The organism is Sphingomonas sp. FUKUSWIS1 (assembly GCF_000733135.1).
GTDB classification, from domain to species: Bacteria; Pseudomonadota; Alphaproteobacteria; order Sphingomonadales; family Sphingomonadaceae; genus Sphingomonas; species Sphingomonas aerolata.
On sequence record NZ_JPJC01000249.1, the window covers coordinates 54,914 to 72,249 of the forward strand.

Here is a 17,336-nt window from a genome sequence, read left to right on the forward strand (position 1 = left end):
CGCGACGGAAAGTTCACGTTCAAGATGCGCGGGCGGTTGTTGGCCGATATCTCTTCGACCGGGGGGTCGGATTTCGACCGTCGCAACATCACCGTCTCGACGCTGCGCCAGTTTCGCGTCGGCGCGATTGGCACGATCGGCGATCACCTCTTCTATCAGTTCGAAACCGATTTCCGGCGCAACGCGACCGAAGTCGTGCAGGCGTTCGTCGGTTACCGCCAGAAGTTCGGCAAGACCGACGCCGATGTCCGGTTCGGCAACCTCATCACCGATCGCGGCATCGACATCGGCACCGCGTCGACCGCCAACCCCTTCATCACAACCAACATCAACACCACCGCGCTCGCGACGCAGGGTGGCAAGGTCTTCCTGATGGGCGCCGTCGGCCGTGCGGGCGGCAAGAACTGGCATGCGAGCCTTGGCGTTCACGGCGATGCGATCGACAGCGATTTCACGCGTAGCGACAACCGCATGCTGCTGGGCCGCGCGCATTGGAACCCGATCCTCACCAAGCATGGCCTGATCCACATCGGCGGTTGGGCGTATAGCGAGAACATCCCCGATACGACGCTGCCGACCACGTTCGCGCAAGGCATGGCGGGCGCGCTCAACAACAGCGTCCGTGTCGAGTCCGCGGCGCTGGCTGGCGCGGACGGATCAAAGGCGTTCGGCCTCGAACTCGGCGGCACGCTGGGGCCATTCTACGCGTTCGGCGAATATGGTCAGCGGACCGTGCATGGCGGCCCGACCTCGACCTTCCGTAGCGGCAAGATCAAGGCCTTGTCGGTCAATGGCGGCTTCTGGATCACCGGCGAGACGCCAACCTATGCCTCGCGCAGCGGCACCTATGTCGCGCCGAACGTGCTGAACTCGGTGCTCGATGGCGGATGGGGGGCGCTGGAGGCGGTGATACGCTACGAGGATCTCGACAGTTCGAGCCTCCCGCTTGGCGGCACCGGTACCGCAGGTACGCTCGGCCTGAACTGGTCGCTGACCAACAATTTCCGGTTCATGGCGGACTATACCCATTTCCGTACCGACAACCGGACCGGCGGTTTCATCGGGCGCGATAGCGGCGACACGTTCGCGGCAAGGGCCGAAGTGGCGTTCTGACCGTCGACGCCGGCTTCACCTTGCCAGCGTACCATAAGTTCGATAATGTCCGTACAAAGCGATATGGAGGATGTATGAGCCTTTCGGCTATCAAGGTTGGCGAGCAGCGCTACCGCGCGAGCTATGGCCGGTATCTCGAGGATTTCGTCGTCGGCGACATTTACGAGCATCGCCCCGGGCGGACGATAACCGACGCGGACAATATCCAGTTCTCGTTGATGACGATGAATTCGCACCCGATGCATTGCGACGCGCAATATGCCGCCAAGAGCGAGTTCGGGCGGCTGCTGGTGAATAGCGGGCTGACCCTGGCGATCGTGCTCGGCATGACCGTCAACGACGTGAGCGGCAAGTCCCCCGCCAATCTCGGCTGGACCGAGATCAAGCTTACCCATCCGGTGTTCGGCGGCGACACGCTGACCGCGGAAACCGAAGTACTCGAAATCCGCGAGTCCAAGTCGCGCCCGACGCAGGGGATCGTCACCACTCGCACTCGGGCGTTCAACCAGGACGCCAAGCAGATCATGGAGTTCACGCGCAACTCGCTGGTCTACAAGCGCGGCGAATCTCCCGACGACAAATAGCCCGACTGATCGACTAACCGGTCGCCGTTGGTGACCGGACGCCCCCAGCGCGGCCTGCGAGAGCTTCGACAAAAGAAGACCCGGCCCGTCGTCATTACGAAGAGAGGTAGCCCCATGGCCGATACCATCGCCGTCAACGCAGGAGCCAGGCTGGACCGTCTGCCTATCTCCCGATTCCACTGGCGCATCCTGGGGCTGATCAGCGCGGGCGCGTTCCTAGACGCGTTCGACGTGTATCTCGCGGGGGGTGTCATCGCCGCGCTGAAGGCCGAGGGCTTTTCGACGCTGGCGCAGGCCGCGGTGTTCATGTCGATGACCTTCCTCGGCATGATGATCGGCGCAGGCATGGCCGGCTATGTCGGCGATCGTTTCGGACGTCGCGCCTCTTACCAGTTCAACCTCGCGCTGTTCGGGCTAGCCTCGATCGCGGCGATCTTCTCGCCCAACATGACGTTCCTGATCGTCTGCCGCTTCATCATGGGCATCGGCCTCGGCGCCGAGCTGGTGGTCGCGGCTGGCACGCTCGGCGAGTTCATCCCGCCCGCCTATCGCGGTCGCTGGGTGTCGATCATGGGCATGGTCGTCAATTCGGGCCTGCTGGTCGCGACGTCGGTCGGCTATATCGTCATCCCGACGCTCGGCTGGCGCTACATGTTCGCGATCGGCGGCATCCTTGCGCTGATCGTCTGGGTGATGCGCAAGAAGATGCCGGAATCGCCGCGGTGGCTGGAATCGGTCGGTCGCAACGAAGAGGCAGAGGCGACGCTTCGCGAGATCGAAGCCGACGTCGTCAAGCACAAGGGCCCCCTCGCCGCCGTCCCCGAAGTCCGCATCGTGCCAAAGGTCCACGCACCGCTCAGCGCGCTCTTCGGCGCCAAACTGCGCCGCCGCCTGATCGCCGCGACGCTCGCCGCGATCGCCGTCAACGTCTCGGTCTATGGGTTCGTCGCGTGGTTGCCGACGTTCCTGGTTAGCCACGGCACGGGGATCGTCACCTCGCTCTGGTACACGACGCTGATGTCGTTCGGCAGCGTGTTCGGTGCGATCGTCGCGATCGGTATCGCCGACCGCATCTCGCGCCGCGCCTCGCTGATCGCGGCGGCCGTTGCGATCATGATCTTCGGCTTCCTGTATCCCAATGCGTACGGTGACCTGATGGTGCCGCTAACGGGCTTCCTGCTCGTGTCGAGCATCTACACGCTCGTGACGCTGGCGCTGTTCGCCTACATCCCCGAGCTGTTCCCGACCGCTTATCGGCTGCGTGGCACCGGTTTCGCGGGCATGTGCGGACGGGCCGCGTCGATGGTCACGCCCTATGCCACTGTCGCGCTGTTTGAGCGCTTCGGGCTGGAGGGCGTGCTCGGCATGGTCGGCGTGGTGCTTGCCTGCATGATCGCCGCCGTCGGTCTTTTGAACATCGAGACCACCGGTCAGTCACTCGACGACGTCGCCGACGATTCGCTGGTCAATGGGGGAGCCGCCAAGTGACGCTCTCGCAAACCTTCGCCGATTTCGCGACCGGCCTGACGATCGATGCCATTCCCGAGCGGGTCAAGGAGCGCGCACGCCACCTGATCCTCGACTCGGTCGGCACTGGCCTAGCGGCAGTCGGCGCAGACTGGGCCGAGGCGACTTTCGCCGCCGCGGGCGACCTCGGCAGTGGAACAGCGCCGGTGCTCGGCTATGGCCGCACGCTGGCGATGCGAGACGCGGCGCTGATGAACGGCGTCGTTACGCACGGCCTCGACTATGACGACACGCATTCACGCGGGATCATCCATGCGACCGTCAGCGCCTTTCCGACTGCGCTGGTCGCGGCGGACAAAGCCGGCGCGTCGGGCAGCGACCTGCTCGTCGCCTATATCGCAGCGATGGAGGTTTCGACGCGGGTCGCGGCCGTCGGCGCGGGCGGGTTTCACGGCTTCGGCTTTCACCCGACCGGATTGATCGGCGCGTTCGGATCGACGCTCGCGGCCGGCAGGTTGCTCGGACTCGACGCGCAGCAGATCGCGATGGCGCAGGGGATCGTGTTGTCGATGGCCGGCGGGAGTCTGGAGTTCCTGGCCGACGGTGCATGGACCAAGCGCTTGCATCCCGGCTGGGCGGCGAGTTCGGCACTGACCGCGGCGACGCTTGCCAAGCGCGGCTTCGTCGGACCGCCGGCTGCCTATGAAGGGCGCTTCGGTCTTTATGCCCTGTATCTTCGCGACGCCGCCCCTGCCCTGCTCGCGCAGGCGACCGAAGCGCTCGGCGATACCTGGGAGATCGAGGCGGTGTCGGTGAAGCCGCTTCCCGCCTGCCACATGACACACGCCGCGATCGATGCGGCGATCGCGCTGCGTGCGGAATACGACCTGACCGCTGCCGATATCGCCAAGGTCATCGTACTGGTCCCCGAGGCGGTCATTCCGATCGTCTGCGAGCCGGTCGCTCCCAAGCGGACGCCACACACCGGCTACGACGCGCAATTCTCGATCCCCTACACGGTCGCGACCGCGCTGCTGACGGGCAAGTTCACGCTCGATTCGCTTGATCCGGCAGCACTGAACGATCCGGCGGTGCTCGATCTGGCCGCCCGCGTCACATACGCAGTCGACCCCGACAGCGATTATCCCAAGCACTTCACCGGCGAAGTCATGGTCGAAACCCGAGATGGCCGCATGCTGCGCCACCGCGAAGCGATCAACCGCGGTGCATCCGACCGGCCCCTCAGCAACGCCGACATCGACGCCAAATATTTCGAGAACGCCGCGCGCACGGTCGACGCGACCCGCGCGGCGCATATCCGCACCGCCGTGCTCGACCTGCACCTGCACCCCGCTTCCGCGCTCGGCGACATCCTCGCCGGCGCCACTGCCCCTCAAGGAGTATCCGCATGACCCTGGCAAACGCGATCGCCGCCGATGGCGCGATGACCGACGAAGAGATCATGATCCTCGATTCGATCGACAAGTTTCTCGAAACCGACGTGAAGCCGTTCGTCCACCAGCTTGAGCATGACGACGAATATCCGCAGAAGATCGTCGACACGATGAAGGAGATGGGCCTGTTCGGGCTCATGATCGCACCCGAATTCGGCGGGTTCGGCGTCTCGACGCTGACCTATGCGCGGATCATCGAGAAGATCTCGACCGTATGGATGTCCGTCGCAGGGATCATCAACAGCCACATGATCATGGCGATGACGGTCCAGCGCTGCGGCACCGACGCGCAGAAGGATCATTATCTGCCGAAGTTCGCGACCGGCGAACTGCGCGGCGGCATCGGCCTGACCGAGCCCGACGCGGGCACCGACTTGCAGGCGATTCGCACCACCGCGGTGCGCGACGGCGACGACTATGTCGTCAACGGCAGCAAGATGTGGATCACCAATTCGGGTTCGGGCAACACCATCCTGTTGCTGGTCAAGACCGACACGGCCGCCGAGCCACGCCACAAGGGCATGAGCCTGCTGATCGCCGAGAAGGGTGACGGCTTCATCGTGTCGAAGAAGCTGGAGAAGCTTGGCTACAAGGGCATCGACAGCAACGCGCTGACTTTCGACGGGTACCGCGTACCGGTCGATCGGCTGATCGGCGGGATCGAGGGCGTCGGCCTGAAGCAGGTGCTGGGCGGGCTCGAACTCGGCCGCATCAATGTTGCGGCGCGCGGTGTCGGCATCGCGCAGGCAGCACTCGACGAGGCGGTCGCCTATGCGCAGACGCGCAAGACGTTCGGCAAGCCGATCTGCGAGCATCAGGCGATCCAGCTGAAACTCGGCGAGATGACGACCCGCACCTACGCCGCGCGGCTGCTCACCGAAGCCGCCGCCAAGGCATATGACCGCGGCGAGCGCTGCGACATGGAAGCCGGCATGGCCAAATACTTCGCGACCGAAGCAGGGCTGGAAAATGCGATCGAGGCGATGCGGATCTTCGGCGGCTACGGCTATTCGAAGGAATATAATGTCGAGCGGCTTTACCGCGATGCACCGCTGCTGACGATCGGCGAAGGCACCAACGAACTGCAACGCATCATCATCGCCAAGCAGATCATCGCGCGGAACCCGGCATGAGCCAGACAGCGCCTAATCAACCACTCGCCGGCCTCCGCATCGTTGCGGTCGAACAATATGGCGCCGGGCCGTTCGGTACGCAGCAGCTCGCCGATCTCGGCGCCGAAGTCATCAAGATCGAGAACCATAAGGATGGCGGGGATATCGGTCGGCATGTCGGCCCGTATTTCTTCGCGCCGGGCGACAGCCATTTCTACGAATCGCTCAACCGCAACAAGCGCAGCATCGGCCTCGACCTGAAGAGCGCGGACGGGCACGCGGTGCTCGAGAAGCTCGTCGCGGAGTCGGACGTGGTCTTCAACAATCTGCGCGGCGACCTGCCGGCAAAGCTCGGGCTCGACTATGCCGCACTGTCGCGCTTCAACCCCGCGATCGCTTGCGTCCACCTCTCCGCCTATGGTCGTACCGGCAGCCGCGCGGCATGGCCAGGCTATGACTATCTCATGCAGGCCGAGGCCGGCTATCTGTCGCTCACCGGCGAGCCGGGAACGCCGCCCGCACGCTTCGGGCTGTCGATCGTCGACTTCATGACCGGCACCACCGCTGCGCTCGCGATCCTGGCCGGCGTCGTCTCGGCGCGCGGCAGCGGGATCGGCCGCGATCTCGACGTCAGCCTGTTCGACGTCGCGCTCGGCAACCTCAACTATGTCGCCGAATGGTATCTGAACGGCGGCGTCACCGTCGAACGCACGTCGCGCTCGAGCCACCCGTCGCTCACCCCCAGCCAGCTCTACACGACCAGCGACGGCTGGATCTTCGTGATGTGCAACAAGGAGAAGTTTTTCGAGGTCCTGTGCGGGCTGATCGAGCGTCCCGAATGGGCGAGCGATCCGCGCTACGCGACCTTCGCCGCCCGGCTGGAGAACCGTCCGGCATTCAACGCGGATCTCGATGCGGTGCTGTCGACCCGCACCACCGCGGACTGGATGCAGCTGTTCGAAGGACGCGTGCCGGCCGCGCCAGTGCTCGACGTTCAGCAGGCGCTCGACAATCCGTTTCTCGCGGAATCGAAGCGGATCATCGATTTCCAGCATCCCGAACACGGCCCCCTGCCCGGCATCGCTTCCTCGATCCGCGCGGGCGGCGTCGAACATCCGGACAAGGCTGCTCCCACACTCGGTGCGGATACCAGCGCCATCCTCGCGACGCTTGGCTACACCGATGACGACGTGGCAGCCTTGCGGACCCGCGGCGCGGTCCGGTGACACCCGCGCTTGCATCAAACGCCAAGGCATTGGACGGTGCGCTATTGTCCGGATCACCCGACAAAGCGACCGATGGATATTTGATGCCCCAGCTTCGTCAGCAACCGCGTTACCTGCAACTCGCCCAGACGCTGATCAACGAGATCGAGGATGGGCGCTATCCAATTGGCACGCTGCTGCCGACCGAGTTCGAGCTGTGCGACCAGTTCGGCGCAAGCCGCTTCACCGTGCGCGAGGCGATCAAGCGGCTCGTGCAATCGGGCATGGTTTCGCGACAGGCCGGGGTCGGCACGCGCGTCCTCGGGCTGTCGCGCCCGGCGGCGTATCGCCAGGTGATGGAGGGGCTGTCCGATCTCCAGCAATACACCAACGAGACCAGCCTCACGATCATCGCGCGCGAGACGATCGCGCTGGACGGCCCGCTCTCCGAACAGGTCGGCGCGACATCGGGCCAGACCTGGCTGCATCTCATGGCGCTGCGCCGCGCCGCCGGGACCAGCCCGATCTCCTTTTCGGACATCTATCTCCACCCCGCATTCCGCAGCCTGAAGCTCGACGACGATGTCGGCGATGTGCCGATCTTCAGCCGGATCGAGGAACAGTTTGGCGAGCGCGTCGCCGAGGTCCGCCAGCATATCGAAGCGGTGGCGATCCCCGCGCCGATCGCCAAATTGCTCGAAACCAAGACCGGTGCGCCGGGCCTGCGCCTGACGCGGCAATATCTCAACGCACGCGGCGAGGTCGTCGAGATGGCGATCAACACCCATCCCGCGGACCGATATTCCTATTCCCAGACCTTCCGCCGCGATCCCGTATCCGGCCTGTAGAGGACATCCCATGACCATTGCCGCCCGCAGTATCCTGTTCGTGCCTGGCGATCGTGCCGAGCGTTTCGAAAAGGCGCGCGCGAGCGGCGCGGACATCGTTGTGATCGATCTCGAAGACGCTGTCCTCCCCGACCGCAAAGTTGCCGCGCGCGATACGATTTACGATGCGCTCGCCAGTCTGACGGAACCGCGCTTCTTCGTGCGCGTCAACAGTCTGGATACCGAGTGGCATGCGGACGACGTACGTGCCCTCGCGGCATTGCCAGGCGTCGCTGGACTGATGCTACCCAAGGCCGAGCGCGCGTCGGACTTCGCGGCGATGCACGAGGCAGCAGCCGGCAAGCCGCTCCATGCACTGGTAGAAACCGTTTCGGCGGTCTTGAACCTAGCGGACCTCGTCACCGCACCCGGTCTCTCACGGCTGTCGTTCGGTACGGTGGACTTTCAGGCGGACGCCGGCATCGACGGCGACCAGGCGGAGATCGACTATATCCGTACCCAGCTCGTCCTTCACTCGCGAAGCGCCGGACTTGCAGCACCCGTTGACGGCGTTTCGACGGACCTCGCTAACGACGAGGCGCTGGCACGCGACACCGACCACGCACGTCGCTTCGGCTTCGGCGGAAAGCTTTGCGTCCATCCACGACAGGTGGGGATCGTCAACGCGGCATTCCTGCCCTCCGCCTCTGACGTGGACTGGGCCACCCGCGTGGTCACCGCTATCGACGGCGCGTTCGGAGCCGTTGCCGTCGACGGCAAACTGATCGACAAACCCGTCGTCGATCGCGCTCGTCGAGTTCTTGATACATATTCGGCATTTGATTCTTTCCGCCGGTGAGCAGACAGCGTGGATAGCCCGCCGGGTCGCAATATTTGCGGAGGATGACCCAGTTGCGGACGTTAAAGTTCAGTCGGTTGCGTCACGGAGGTGGACGATCGTTTATCATTGATCGGAGCCGGTTTTGGCGGGGTAACGCAACGGAGGATGCTTGGAAGCGTCGCCAATTCGTCGCCAAGCCATGTGCATCTGATCCCAGACCTTCCAAGGCTAAGGCATTTCGTAAGCTTCATTGCCCGTGCCGGCTAGCAGAGCTACGTCCTTTGAGGCGACATATAAGCGTCCGCATCCGCCAATCCTTGATGTCATTCAGTCAGTACAGCCGGTACTCTAACCTCATTCAAAAACGATCGATGCTCGCCCAGAAAGCGCTGGCTAATTGTCATTCTCACGACGGGCAAACAGATCACCGATGGACGCGACAAAATGCATATTCATTGCTGCGGTCGCAGCTTTCGGGTCACGATCGGCGATCGCGCGCGCTAACGCATGATGATGTGCCAGCACGGCGGCACGCTGCCGCGCGGTGGTCCGCGTTGCCCATGCTGCAGGAACGGCATGAATCATCATCGGTGCGAACGAGCGGATGATCTGCAAGAACAACATGTTGCGTCCAGCCTGCGCGATTGCTTGGTGAAACGCGATGTCGTGGCGGGTCAGCGCATCGATATCGCTACCGGCTGCTTCCATTGCCTCGGCCAGAGCGATGATCGTCTGCGCCTCTTCGTCGGTGCGGTCGATCGCGGCGAGCTCGGCAGTGCGCAGTTCCAGCGTACGGCGCACGTCCCAGATCTGTACCATCGAGATTTGCGCCGTTGCCACCGCGTGGTCGAGCGACGTTGCCATCACAGATCCGTCGATCGCGGCTACACGCGCGCGCCTGCCGTTGCCCACGTCGATAAGTCGCAACGCCGCTAGAGCGCCGAACGCCTCGCGGAGTACTGGGCGGCTGACACCCAGTTCTGTCGCAAAATGCCCTTCGGACGGCAGCGTGTCGCCGACTTTCATGTCGTTCGTGCGTATGTGCGTGCGAACCGCATGGACCGCCTGATCGACCAGCGAGCCGCCCTCGATCAGTCGCATGCTGGTCGCGCTCATGCCGCGAGCCGTGGTGCGCGCAGCGACGACGGGGTCGCGCCGAACTGCCGCGAGAAGGCCCGCGTGAAACTGGCATTGTTGAGATAGCCGCACTGGTATCCGATCGACGATACCGGCAGATCGGTCGCGATCAGCATCTGGCGTGCCGCTCCGAGCCGCCTGTCCAGCAGCGCGTCGGCAACCGTGCAGGCGAACATGTCGCGGAAGCCGCGGGTCAGCTTCGCACGGTTCAGTCCACAAGCGTGCGCGATCGAATCGAGCGTCATCTTCTCACCCCAGCGCTCGTCGATCATGCGCTTGGCCGCGACGATTCGCTGGCTGTCTCTCGCAGACAACTGCCCAGCGCCCGCGAGCGGCACAAGGTCGTCCTCGACGATCCGTTGAAACGTGATGGACAGGAGTTCGATGCATTTCGCGGACCGGTGCGTGCTGCGCCAGGGCTCGGAGAGCGCGCAATCGCGGATCGCGACGACGATCAGCCGCAATTCGCTCGGCAGATGACACGCGATGTTCGCGTCAGGCGCGTAATCGAAGACCCGCAGGCAGGCACCGCGTTCGACCGCGAGAATGAGGACCGCCCGCTCCTCCGAAGGAACCGCACCGGTCGTGACGGTGACCTGCGCCGGCGTGTGCTCGCCCAGCGTGAAGCAGAGGACCACGGCATCGGCAGGAAACGTCGTCGGGTCGACCATACCCTCCCCGATGAATGCCGCCATCTCGGGCGACACCGTGACGCGTTCCTTCTGCATGCTTCCCTCGCCCACCACCGCTCTCCTTCTCCCGTTTGCCGCGCTTGGGTCGATCATGCAGCTATCAGATAGCTCCTGCAAGAGCTATCTTACAGGTCAAGCCGTTGCTGATACCGGCGCGCGACGCATTGCAATCGTAAATGCGACGACGGAGATCGCGCTGGTCACGACGCCGACGATCGCGAGACCTTGCGCGAGATGCGCTTCGCCGCCCAGCATGCCGCTTGCAGCCGCGACCAGCGTGGGTGCGAGGCCGTAGCCGATCAGCCCAGCGATCGCGATGAACGCGCCGATGCACAACCCGCGCAGTTCGTTGGGAATCAGCACGGTCAACGCCACCGAAGTCACAACGCCCGTCACCGCACCGCACGTTACCAACAGACCCACGGCGACCCCGAACAGCGGGACCGAGGGCATGATCGGGAACAACGCCGCGGGTACGCCGAGCGCGGCGGCAAGGATCGCACCGATCAGCAGGCCACCGCGGCGGACGCTCTTTTGCCCGCGATCGGCGGACAGACCACCGACGATCGCACCGACCACGCCGGCACCGAACAGCAGCGCGCCCATCCAGCCGGCGAACTGGTCGGGTTGGAGGTGGAACGTTCGCGACAGGACCGGCGAAACCCAGATCCCGGCCGCGGCATCGGCCATCACGACGCTGATCTGGCCGACGAACAACGGGATCAGGAACACGCGGCGCGCCCAGAGTTCGCCGGCCACGACCTTGAACGGCGCATGCGTGCCGGCCGCAACCTCCTGCCGCACCGGTTCGCGCAACAGGAACAGTGGCAGGATGGCGAGCACGCTGACGACCGCCAGGCACAGATGCACACTTCGCCACGGCATCATGCCTGCGAACCAGGCTGGCGCGCGGCCATGTGCGAACAGCCCGAACAGTGCGCCCGACAGTGCCAAGGCGAGCGCGACGCCGAGCGACTTGCCGAGGTTGACGATCAGCATCGCCCTGCCCCGCTGCGTCGGAACGCAGAAATCGGCGCACAGCGAGAGCGCCGCGGTCAGCGCGCCGGTCGTGCCGATCCCGGTCAGCATGCGTGCGACGAACAGCAACGGAACGCTATGCGCGAGCCCGGTCAGCACCGTGCCCAGCGTCCACACGAACGCGAGTGCGATCACCATTCGCACGCGGTTGTAGCGATCGACCATGATGCCGATCGGGATCGAGAACACCGCCAGCGGCAGCGCCGCCGACAGCCCCTGGATAAGGCTCAGCGTATAGTCGCTGAGGTGAAGTTCGGCTTTCGCGCCTTCCTGCACCGTGCCGAATGCGCCCATCATCGTGAAGCCGACCGCCATGGCCAGCGCGAGCGCGAGCAGCGGCAACAGCGTCTTGGCAAACGGCGGTGCGGCCGCCTCGATCGGTCGGGCGAAATCTGTCATTCTGGATCCTTATGCAAGCGCACGGCGCAGAGCCTCGTGGCTGTCGCGGCGTGCCTGTTGCGAGACCGGACCGTCGGCGAAGATGTCGAAGGCGTGATAGCCGCCGGGATAGACGTGAAGCTCGACCGGCACTCCGGAGCGGATCAGCCGCGTCGCATAGTCGATGTCCTCTTCGACGAAGAGATCGAGCGCACCGGTCGCGATATAGGCGGGCGGCAGGTTGCCCAGATCCGTCGCCCGCGCTGGTGCGGCATAAGGTGACACGGCGTCGCCACCGGGCGCGTGGCCGAGCAACGCGGTCCAGCCAAAACGATTGCTCTGCGCAGTCCAGACGAACTCGCCGGCATAGGGATGCGGCGGTGCGGTACAGCTACGGTCGTCGAGCATCGGGTAGATCAGGTGCTGGAATGCAAGCGCATGTTCGCCCCGGTCGCGCACCATCAAGGCCAGTGCCGCGGCATACCCGCCGCCCGCACTCTGCCCCATCACGCCGAGCCGCGCCGGATCGATCCCGAGCCGGTCGGCATGGGCGATCGTCCATACCAGTCCTGCGTAGCAATCCTCGATCGGGCCGGGAAAGTTCGTCTCCGGCGCCAGCCGGTATTCGACCGACACCACGACGCATTGCAGATCGGCGACAAGCGGACGAAGCAGCGGATCATAGTCGGACACCTTGCCCATCACATAGCCGCCGCCATGGATGTGATAGATGCACGGCAGGGCGCCGGTGACGCCCGCCGGGCGGAAGACGTGCAGGTCGATATCGGGCGCCCCGGCAGGCCCTGGAACCGTATGGATCTCCAGCGTCGCCAGGGTTTCGTCGGCAGGCGGCAGCATCGACGGTCGGTCGCGCATCGCCGGCAGGATGTCGGCGGTGAGCGAGATCTGCGGCATCATCTCGAGCAGCGGGCGCAGCGTCGGATCCACCAGGTGCAGGCTGTCCATCATTCTCTCCACGATCCTTGTTGTGACGCGCGTCCGATACCGGAACGGCGTTTAGAACGCGAAGATCTTGCCCGGATTGAACAGATTGTCGGGGTCCAGCGCGTGCTTCAGCGTCCGCATCAGTTCGACCGCGTCGCCCAGTTCAGCGACCAGCCAGTCCTGCTTGCCGATGCCGATGCCGTGTTCGCCGGTGCAGGTGCCGTCCATCGCAAGCGCGCGCTCGACCATCCGCGCGTTGATTGCCGAGACCTCGGCCAGTTCCGCCTCGGACTCCGGATCGATCGAGAAGACGACATGGAAATTCCCATCGCCGACATGCCCGAGAATGGTCGCGGGGACCGACGACGCCTGGAGGTCGGCCTTGGTCTCGCCGATGCACTGCGCCAGGCGGCTGATCGGCACGCACACGTCGGTCGCCCAGCCGACTGCGCCCGGACGCAGGTTGACCGCCGCGTAATATGCCTCGTGCCGGGCCTTCCACAGCTTGGAGCGTTCCTCGGGCAGATTCGACCAGCGGAAGTCGCCGCCGCCATTCGCCGCCGCGAGCTCGCGCACGGTCTCCGCCTGTTCGTCGACATAGCTTGGTGAGCCGTGGAATTCGAAGAACAGCGTGGTCAGTTCGGGGTAATCTAGCTTCGACCAGGCGTTGACCGCCTTCATCTGCATGTCGTCCAGAATTTCGACGCGAGCGAGCGGCACGCCGATCTGGATCGCCTGAACCACCGTATCGACCGCGCCGTTCAGCGTCTCGAAGCTGCACACCGCGGACGAGATCGCCTCGGGAATGCCGTGCAGCCGCAGCGTCACCTCGGTGATGATGCCGAGCGTGCCTTCGGAGCCTACGAACAGCCGGGTCAGATCATAGCCCGCCGCCGACTTCCGCGCGCGACGGCTCGTACGGATCTCGCGGCCATCGGGCGTCACCACGCGCAGGCTCAGCACGGCCTCGCGCATCGTGCCATAGCGCACCGCATTGGTGCCGCTCGCGCGCGTCGCAGCCATTCCGCCGATCGTTGCATTCGCACCGGGATCGATCGGGAAGAACAGCCCCAGGTCGCGGATATGCTCGTTGAGCTGCTCACGACGGACGCCGGCCTGTACCGTACAATCAAAGTCCTCGGCGTTGATCGACACGATCTGGGTCATCTCGGACAGGTCGACCGAAACGCCACCATGCACCGCCAGCGTGTTGCCCTCGATCGAGGTCCCCGCACCGAACGGGACGATCGGCACCTTGGCCGCGGCGCACAGCCTGACGAGATCCACCACTTCCTCGGTCGACCGCGCGAAGACGACCGCGTCGGGCAGCATCGGGGCGAAATGCGCCTCGCTGCTGCCGTGGTGGAGCCGCATCGCGTCGCTCATGTGCAGCGCAGTGCCGAAACGCTGCTGGAGCGCTGTGACGAACGCCGGATCGAGCGGCGCCCTTTCGATCTGTTCGACGTGCATGGTCATCCTAGAACCGGAAGCTCGCGCGCACGCCGTATCGGCGGCGGTCGCCCTGGATGGCGAGGTTCGACGCCAGCGGCGCAAGCCCGGCCCGCACCAACGCCGATTTGTCGATATAGCTTTCGATGAATTTGGTATTGAACAGGTTGGTGCCGAACGCGGTTACCGTCAGGCCACTGGAGAAGCGGAAGCCGAGCGAGGCGTTGGTGATAGCATAGGCCGATAGTCTTGGCGCGACATCGGGGTCGAGCGACGACCCGATCCGGCTGCCCTTCCCGAAGATCCCCGCGTCCAGCAACACCGCGTTATCGCCGACCGGGACGGTGTAGGTGGTGTTGAAGTTGAAGTTGTAGTCGGGCGTGAAGATCACACGGTCGCTCGATACATGGACGCCGGTGGTCGCGAAATACTGGCTGTCGTCGGTGATGCGGGCATGGAGATAGGAGGCGCCAGCGTCGATCCGCCAATGATCGGTAAGGCGGAGGTGCGCTTCCAGTTCGGCGCCGTAACTCTTGACGGTGCCGGTGTTCAGGTTGATCGCGACGAAGCCGCCCGTGGCACTCGGCGCCAGCGAGTTCTGACCGATGAAGTCCTTGTAGTCGTTGTAGAATATGTCCGCGTTGATCGTCAGGCGGCGGTCGAATGCATCGAACTTCGTGCCCAGCTCATAGGTCCAGACATTATCGCCCTTGTACGTCGCGTCCTGCGGGCGCGTACCCGGACCGTTCTGGCCACCGCCGCGGATTCCCTTGGCCACCGAGGCATAACTCATCACCGCCGGCGTCCAATGCTGGGTCAGCGTGACGCGGGGTTGGAACTGGTCCTTCTTATAGACCGGCGCGGTATAGGGCGTCACGCCGTTGACTTGGCTCGCGACCAGCTTCTGATGATCGTAGCGGCCACCGACCGCTAGATCGAGCGTGCCCACTTTCAGGAAAGCGGTCGCGAAGATCGCGCGCGTGTCGTTGCGGACATAGGTCGACGAGGGCGTGGTCGAGGCGGGCAGCGGAAAGGCCGGGCCCAGCAGCGCGCGGAAATCGATCGTCGTCAGCTGATCACTCACCTGCGTGTAACGGTTGCCATACAGCCCGATGAGCGTCGAAAACGCATCGCTCCACTGCGTATCGAAGCGCAATTCGGCCGTCTTGGTCTTCAAGGTCGAACCACCGCGGGTACGGAGCAGGTCGACCGCACCGAAATCGCCGTCATTGACCCCGAAGAGGTTCTTCTGGTTGTACGCCCCGATTGCGGTGATCTTGGTCTTGAGCGATGCGACGTCGAACTCGCCTTTCACGTTCGCGCCGTAATAATCGATCACCGCCCGGTTCAGCACGTTGGTTGCGCCATCGAGCCGGTAATCGGTCGGCCCGGCGACATGGATGTACGACGTGCTACCGCCTGCGGCCCGGTCGTAATTGCCGTTGACGGTGAACACCGCCCAGTCGGCGGGCGTGAAGCGGAGCGTGCCACCGACGCTCTGCTGCTTCAGCGGGTTCATGTCGCCGATCGTCAGCGTGTTGCGCATGAAGCCGTCCTGCTCGTGATAGGACGCGCCGATCCGGAACTGGAGCAGGTCGCGGACGATCGGCCCGCTGACCGACCCCGAGACCGAGGCGTAGTTGTCCGTACCGGCGATCGCGGCGTCGAACCGCCCCTCCCACTCATTACCCGGCTGGCGTGTGATGACGTTGATCGCGCCGCCCAGCGTGTTGTTGCCGAACAGCGTCCCCTGCGGCCCGCGCAAAACCTCGATCCGCGCGACGTCGACGATCGGAGAGTTCAGGTATGATGTGTTCGGCTGATAGACGCCGTCAATGAAAATGCCGACGCCGGGCTGCACCGTGTCGATCAGCGTCGTACCGATACCGCGGATCGACACGAATGCGCGGCCGACGCTGTCGGAATTGATGTTGAGGCCCGGCGTGTAGGACGCGATGTCCTTCACCGTATTGACCTGCAATTCCTTCAGTCGGTCGCCGGAGATCGCCGTCACCGCGATCGGCACATCCTTCAACGATTCCTGGCGCTGACGTGCGGTGACGATGATGTCGTCGGAGCGTGCGGGAGGTGTCGCCTTTGCCTGATCGGCGGCGTCTTGCGCGGATACCGGCGTGGTGACGAGCGCGGCGACGGCGCATCCTCCGGCGAGCAATGTCTTGAAGCGCATTGGATCCTCATCCCCTCAGAGCGCCGATCCATCGCCGGCTACTTCTAGGCTCCAAGCTATCTGATAGCTGACCTGTCTGAAAGGTTATCGACTGTGCCGCCCGGCTCGCGGGCTTCGCCGATCGGTACGCTACCAGCAGCTATAGCCGCCATCGGCGAGCACGATGCTGCCGGTCATCAGACTGGCCGCGTCCGAGGCAAGGAAGGCGACGATCGCCGCGACTTCTTCAGGTTCCCCCAAGCGCCCCTGCGGCGTACCGTCGATCCAACGCTTGTACATCTCCCCCTCGCGGTCCGCGAAGCTGTTGAGGACGGTGTTGATATAGGTCGGCGCGACGGCGTTCACGCGCACACCTCGCGGCGCCCATTCGGCCGCGAGGCTCTTGGTGAGCTGATGCACCGCGGCTTTGGATGCGTTGTAATAGCTTTGCGGTTGCGGCCGGTTGACGATGAAGCCGCTCATCGAACCGACATTAACGATCGCGCCCTTCCCTGCCGCCAGCATGTGCCGTCCGAAGGCGCGTGCGCACCAAAAGGTGCCGTTGAGATTGACGTCGAGCACATTCAGCCAATGCTCGTCGGCGACGTCCTCCGCGGCGGTTTCGCTCCGCGCGATGCCGGCATTGTTGACGAGAATGTCGATCGCCCCGAGCCGATCGGCCAGGGCGGTGACCTGTGCAGCGTTCGTCACGTCCATCACATCGCCGTCGACCGCGTAGCCCTTGTCCGCAAGCGCAGCCCGCCCCGCCGCGATCGCCACCGCGTCGCGGTCGGCTAACGTCACGTGTGCGCCCATTTCGGCTAACGCCTCGGCACAGGCGAGACCGATTCCCGCCGCGCCACCCGTCACGACAGCACGGCGGCCGGTCAGCTTTAGTCGTTCGAGATACATGACCCGTCCTTTACG

15 protein-coding genes are annotated in these 17,336 nt (G+C 64.4%); 8 read left to right on the forward strand and 7 right to left on the reverse strand.

The window, feature by feature from the left end; genetic code table 11:
• The 8 genes from sphsw_RS15645 to sphsw_RS15680 all read left to right on the forward strand — a co-directional run.
• Positions 1–1,113 (forward strand): OprO/OprP family phosphate-selective porin (locus sphsw_RS15645; protein WP_042467523.1); only part of this gene is annotated, 1,113 nt, incomplete at its 5' end.
• Positions 1,114–1,187: 74 nt separating this feature from the next.
• Positions 1,188–1,697: a MaoC family dehydratase gene (locus tag sphsw_RS15650; protein WP_031441432.1), complete on the forward strand. Its 510-nt coding sequence runs from the start codon at positions 1,188–1,190 to the stop codon at positions 1,695–1,697.
• Between the two features lie 114 nt (positions 1,698–1,811).
• Complete coding sequence (locus tag sphsw_RS15655) at positions 1,812–3,185, forward strand: MFS transporter (protein ID WP_031441433.1); 1,374 nt, start codon at positions 1,812–1,814, stop codon at positions 3,183–3,185.
• Positions 3,182–4,576 carry an MmgE/PrpD family protein gene (locus sphsw_RS15660; RefSeq protein WP_031441434.1) on the forward strand — a complete coding sequence of 465 codons (1,395 nt, stop codon included), beginning with the start codon at positions 3,182–3,184 and terminating at the stop codon, positions 4,574–4,576. Before sphsw_RS15655 ends, sphsw_RS15660 begins: the two co-directional genes overlap by 4 nt.
• Positions 4,573–5,751: an acyl-CoA dehydrogenase family protein gene (locus sphsw_RS15665; RefSeq protein ID WP_081874378.1), complete on the forward strand. Its 1,179-nt coding sequence runs from the start codon at positions 4,573–4,575 to the stop codon at positions 5,749–5,751. Before sphsw_RS15660 ends, sphsw_RS15665 begins: the two co-directional genes overlap by 4 nt.
• The gene (locus sphsw_RS15670) at positions 5,748–6,956 is read left to right on the forward strand and encodes a CaiB/BaiF CoA transferase family protein (protein ID WP_031441436.1); all 1,209 of its coding nucleotides are present in this window, start codon (positions 5,748–5,750) and stop codon (positions 6,954–6,956) included. Before sphsw_RS15665 ends, sphsw_RS15670 begins: the two co-directional genes overlap by 4 nt.
• Before the next feature lie 83 nt (positions 6,957–7,039).
• Positions 7,040–7,783 carry a GntR family transcriptional regulator gene (locus sphsw_RS15675; RefSeq protein WP_031441437.1) on the forward strand — a complete coding sequence of 248 codons (744 nt, stop codon included), beginning with the start codon at positions 7,040–7,042 and terminating at the stop codon, positions 7,781–7,783.
• Between the two features lie 10 nt (positions 7,784–7,793).
• Positions 7,794–8,621 carry an HpcH/HpaI aldolase/citrate lyase family protein gene (locus sphsw_RS15680; RefSeq protein ID WP_031441438.1) on the forward strand — a complete coding sequence of 276 codons (828 nt, stop codon included), beginning with the start codon at positions 7,794–7,796 and terminating at the stop codon, positions 8,619–8,621.
• 375 nt (positions 8,622–8,996) lie between these two features.
• On the opposite strand, the gene sphsw_RS15685 is transcribed toward sphsw_RS15680, so the two are convergent.
• The 7 genes from sphsw_RS15685 to sphsw_RS15715 all read right to left on the reverse strand — a co-directional run.
• Positions 8,997–9,719 carry a FadR/GntR family transcriptional regulator gene (locus tag sphsw_RS15685; protein WP_031441439.1) on the reverse strand — a complete coding sequence of 241 codons (723 nt, stop codon included), beginning with the start codon at positions 9,717–9,719 and terminating at the stop codon, positions 8,997–8,999.
• On the reverse strand, positions 9,716–10,483 hold the full coding sequence (locus tag sphsw_RS15690; protein ID WP_235188421.1) for a helix-turn-helix transcriptional regulator: 768 nt from the start codon (positions 10,481–10,483) through the stop codon (positions 9,716–9,718). Before sphsw_RS15690 ends, sphsw_RS15685 begins: the two co-directional genes overlap by 4 nt.
• Positions 10,484–10,564: 81 nt before the next feature.
• Positions 10,565–11,869, reverse strand: coding sequence for an MFS transporter (locus tag sphsw_RS15695; protein ID WP_235188422.1), 1,305 nt, complete (start codon positions 11,867–11,869; stop codon positions 10,565–10,567).
• Positions 11,870–11,878: 9 nt separating this feature from the next.
• Positions 11,879–12,814 (reverse strand): alpha/beta hydrolase, encoded by a 936-nt coding sequence (locus sphsw_RS15700; RefSeq protein WP_031441442.1) that lies wholly within the window; start codon positions 12,812–12,814, stop codon positions 11,879–11,881.
• A gap of 51 nt (positions 12,815–12,865) precedes the next feature.
• The gene (locus sphsw_RS15705) at positions 12,866–14,269 is read right to left on the reverse strand and encodes an FAD-binding oxidoreductase (RefSeq protein ID WP_031441443.1); all 1,404 of its coding nucleotides are present in this window, start codon (positions 14,267–14,269) and stop codon (positions 12,866–12,868) included.
• 1 nt (position 14,270) lies between these two features.
• Positions 14,271–16,430 carry a TonB-dependent receptor gene (locus sphsw_RS15710; protein ID WP_031441444.1) on the reverse strand — a complete coding sequence of 720 codons (2,160 nt, stop codon included), beginning with the start codon at positions 16,428–16,430 and terminating at the stop codon, positions 14,271–14,273.
• A gap of 129 nt (positions 16,431–16,559) precedes the next feature.
• The coding region (locus sphsw_RS15715) for an SDR family NAD(P)-dependent oxidoreductase (RefSeq protein ID WP_235188423.1) at positions 16,560–17,336 on the reverse strand (777 nt) is incomplete at its 5' end.

Excerpts from the sequence above, each read along its gene's own strand:
- sphsw_RS15665 (WP_081874378.1), top strand. The coding sequence starts at position 4,573 with ATGACCCTGGCAAACGCGATCGCCGCCGATGGCGCGATGACCGACGAA.
- sphsw_RS15710 (WP_031441444.1), bottom strand. The coding sequence starts at position 16,430 with ATGCGCTTCAAGACATTGCTCGCCGGAGGATGCGCCGTCGCCGCGCTC.
- sphsw_RS15705 (WP_031441443.1), bottom strand. The coding sequence starts at position 14,269 with ATGACCATGCACGTCGAACAGATCGAAAGGGCGCCGCTCGATCCGGCG.
- sphsw_RS15655 (WP_031441433.1), top strand. The coding sequence starts at position 1,812 with ATGGCCGATACCATCGCCGTCAACGCAGGAGCCAGGCTGGACCGTCTG.
- sphsw_RS15650 (WP_031441432.1), top strand. The coding sequence starts at position 1,188 with ATGAGCCTTTCGGCTATCAAGGTTGGCGAGCAGCGCTACCGCGCGAGC.
- sphsw_RS15695 (WP_235188422.1), bottom strand. The coding sequence starts at position 11,869 with ATGACAGATTTCGCCCGACCGATCGAGGCGGCCGCACCGCCGTTTGCC.
- sphsw_RS15700 (WP_031441442.1), bottom strand. The coding sequence starts at position 12,814 with ATGGACAGCCTGCACCTGGTGGATCCGACGCTGCGCCCGCTGCTCGAG.
- sphsw_RS15680 (WP_031441438.1), top strand. The coding sequence starts at position 7,794 with ATGACCATTGCCGCCCGCAGTATCCTGTTCGTGCCTGGCGATCGTGCC.
- sphsw_RS15670 (WP_031441436.1), top strand. The coding sequence starts at position 5,748 with ATGAGCCAGACAGCGCCTAATCAACCACTCGCCGGCCTCCGCATCGTT.
- sphsw_RS15675 (WP_031441437.1), top strand. The coding sequence starts at position 7,040 with ATGCCCCAGCTTCGTCAGCAACCGCGTTACCTGCAACTCGCCCAGACG.
- sphsw_RS15685 (WP_031441439.1), bottom strand. The coding sequence starts at position 9,719 with ATGAGCGCGACCAGCATGCGACTGATCGAGGGCGGCTCGCTGGTCGAT.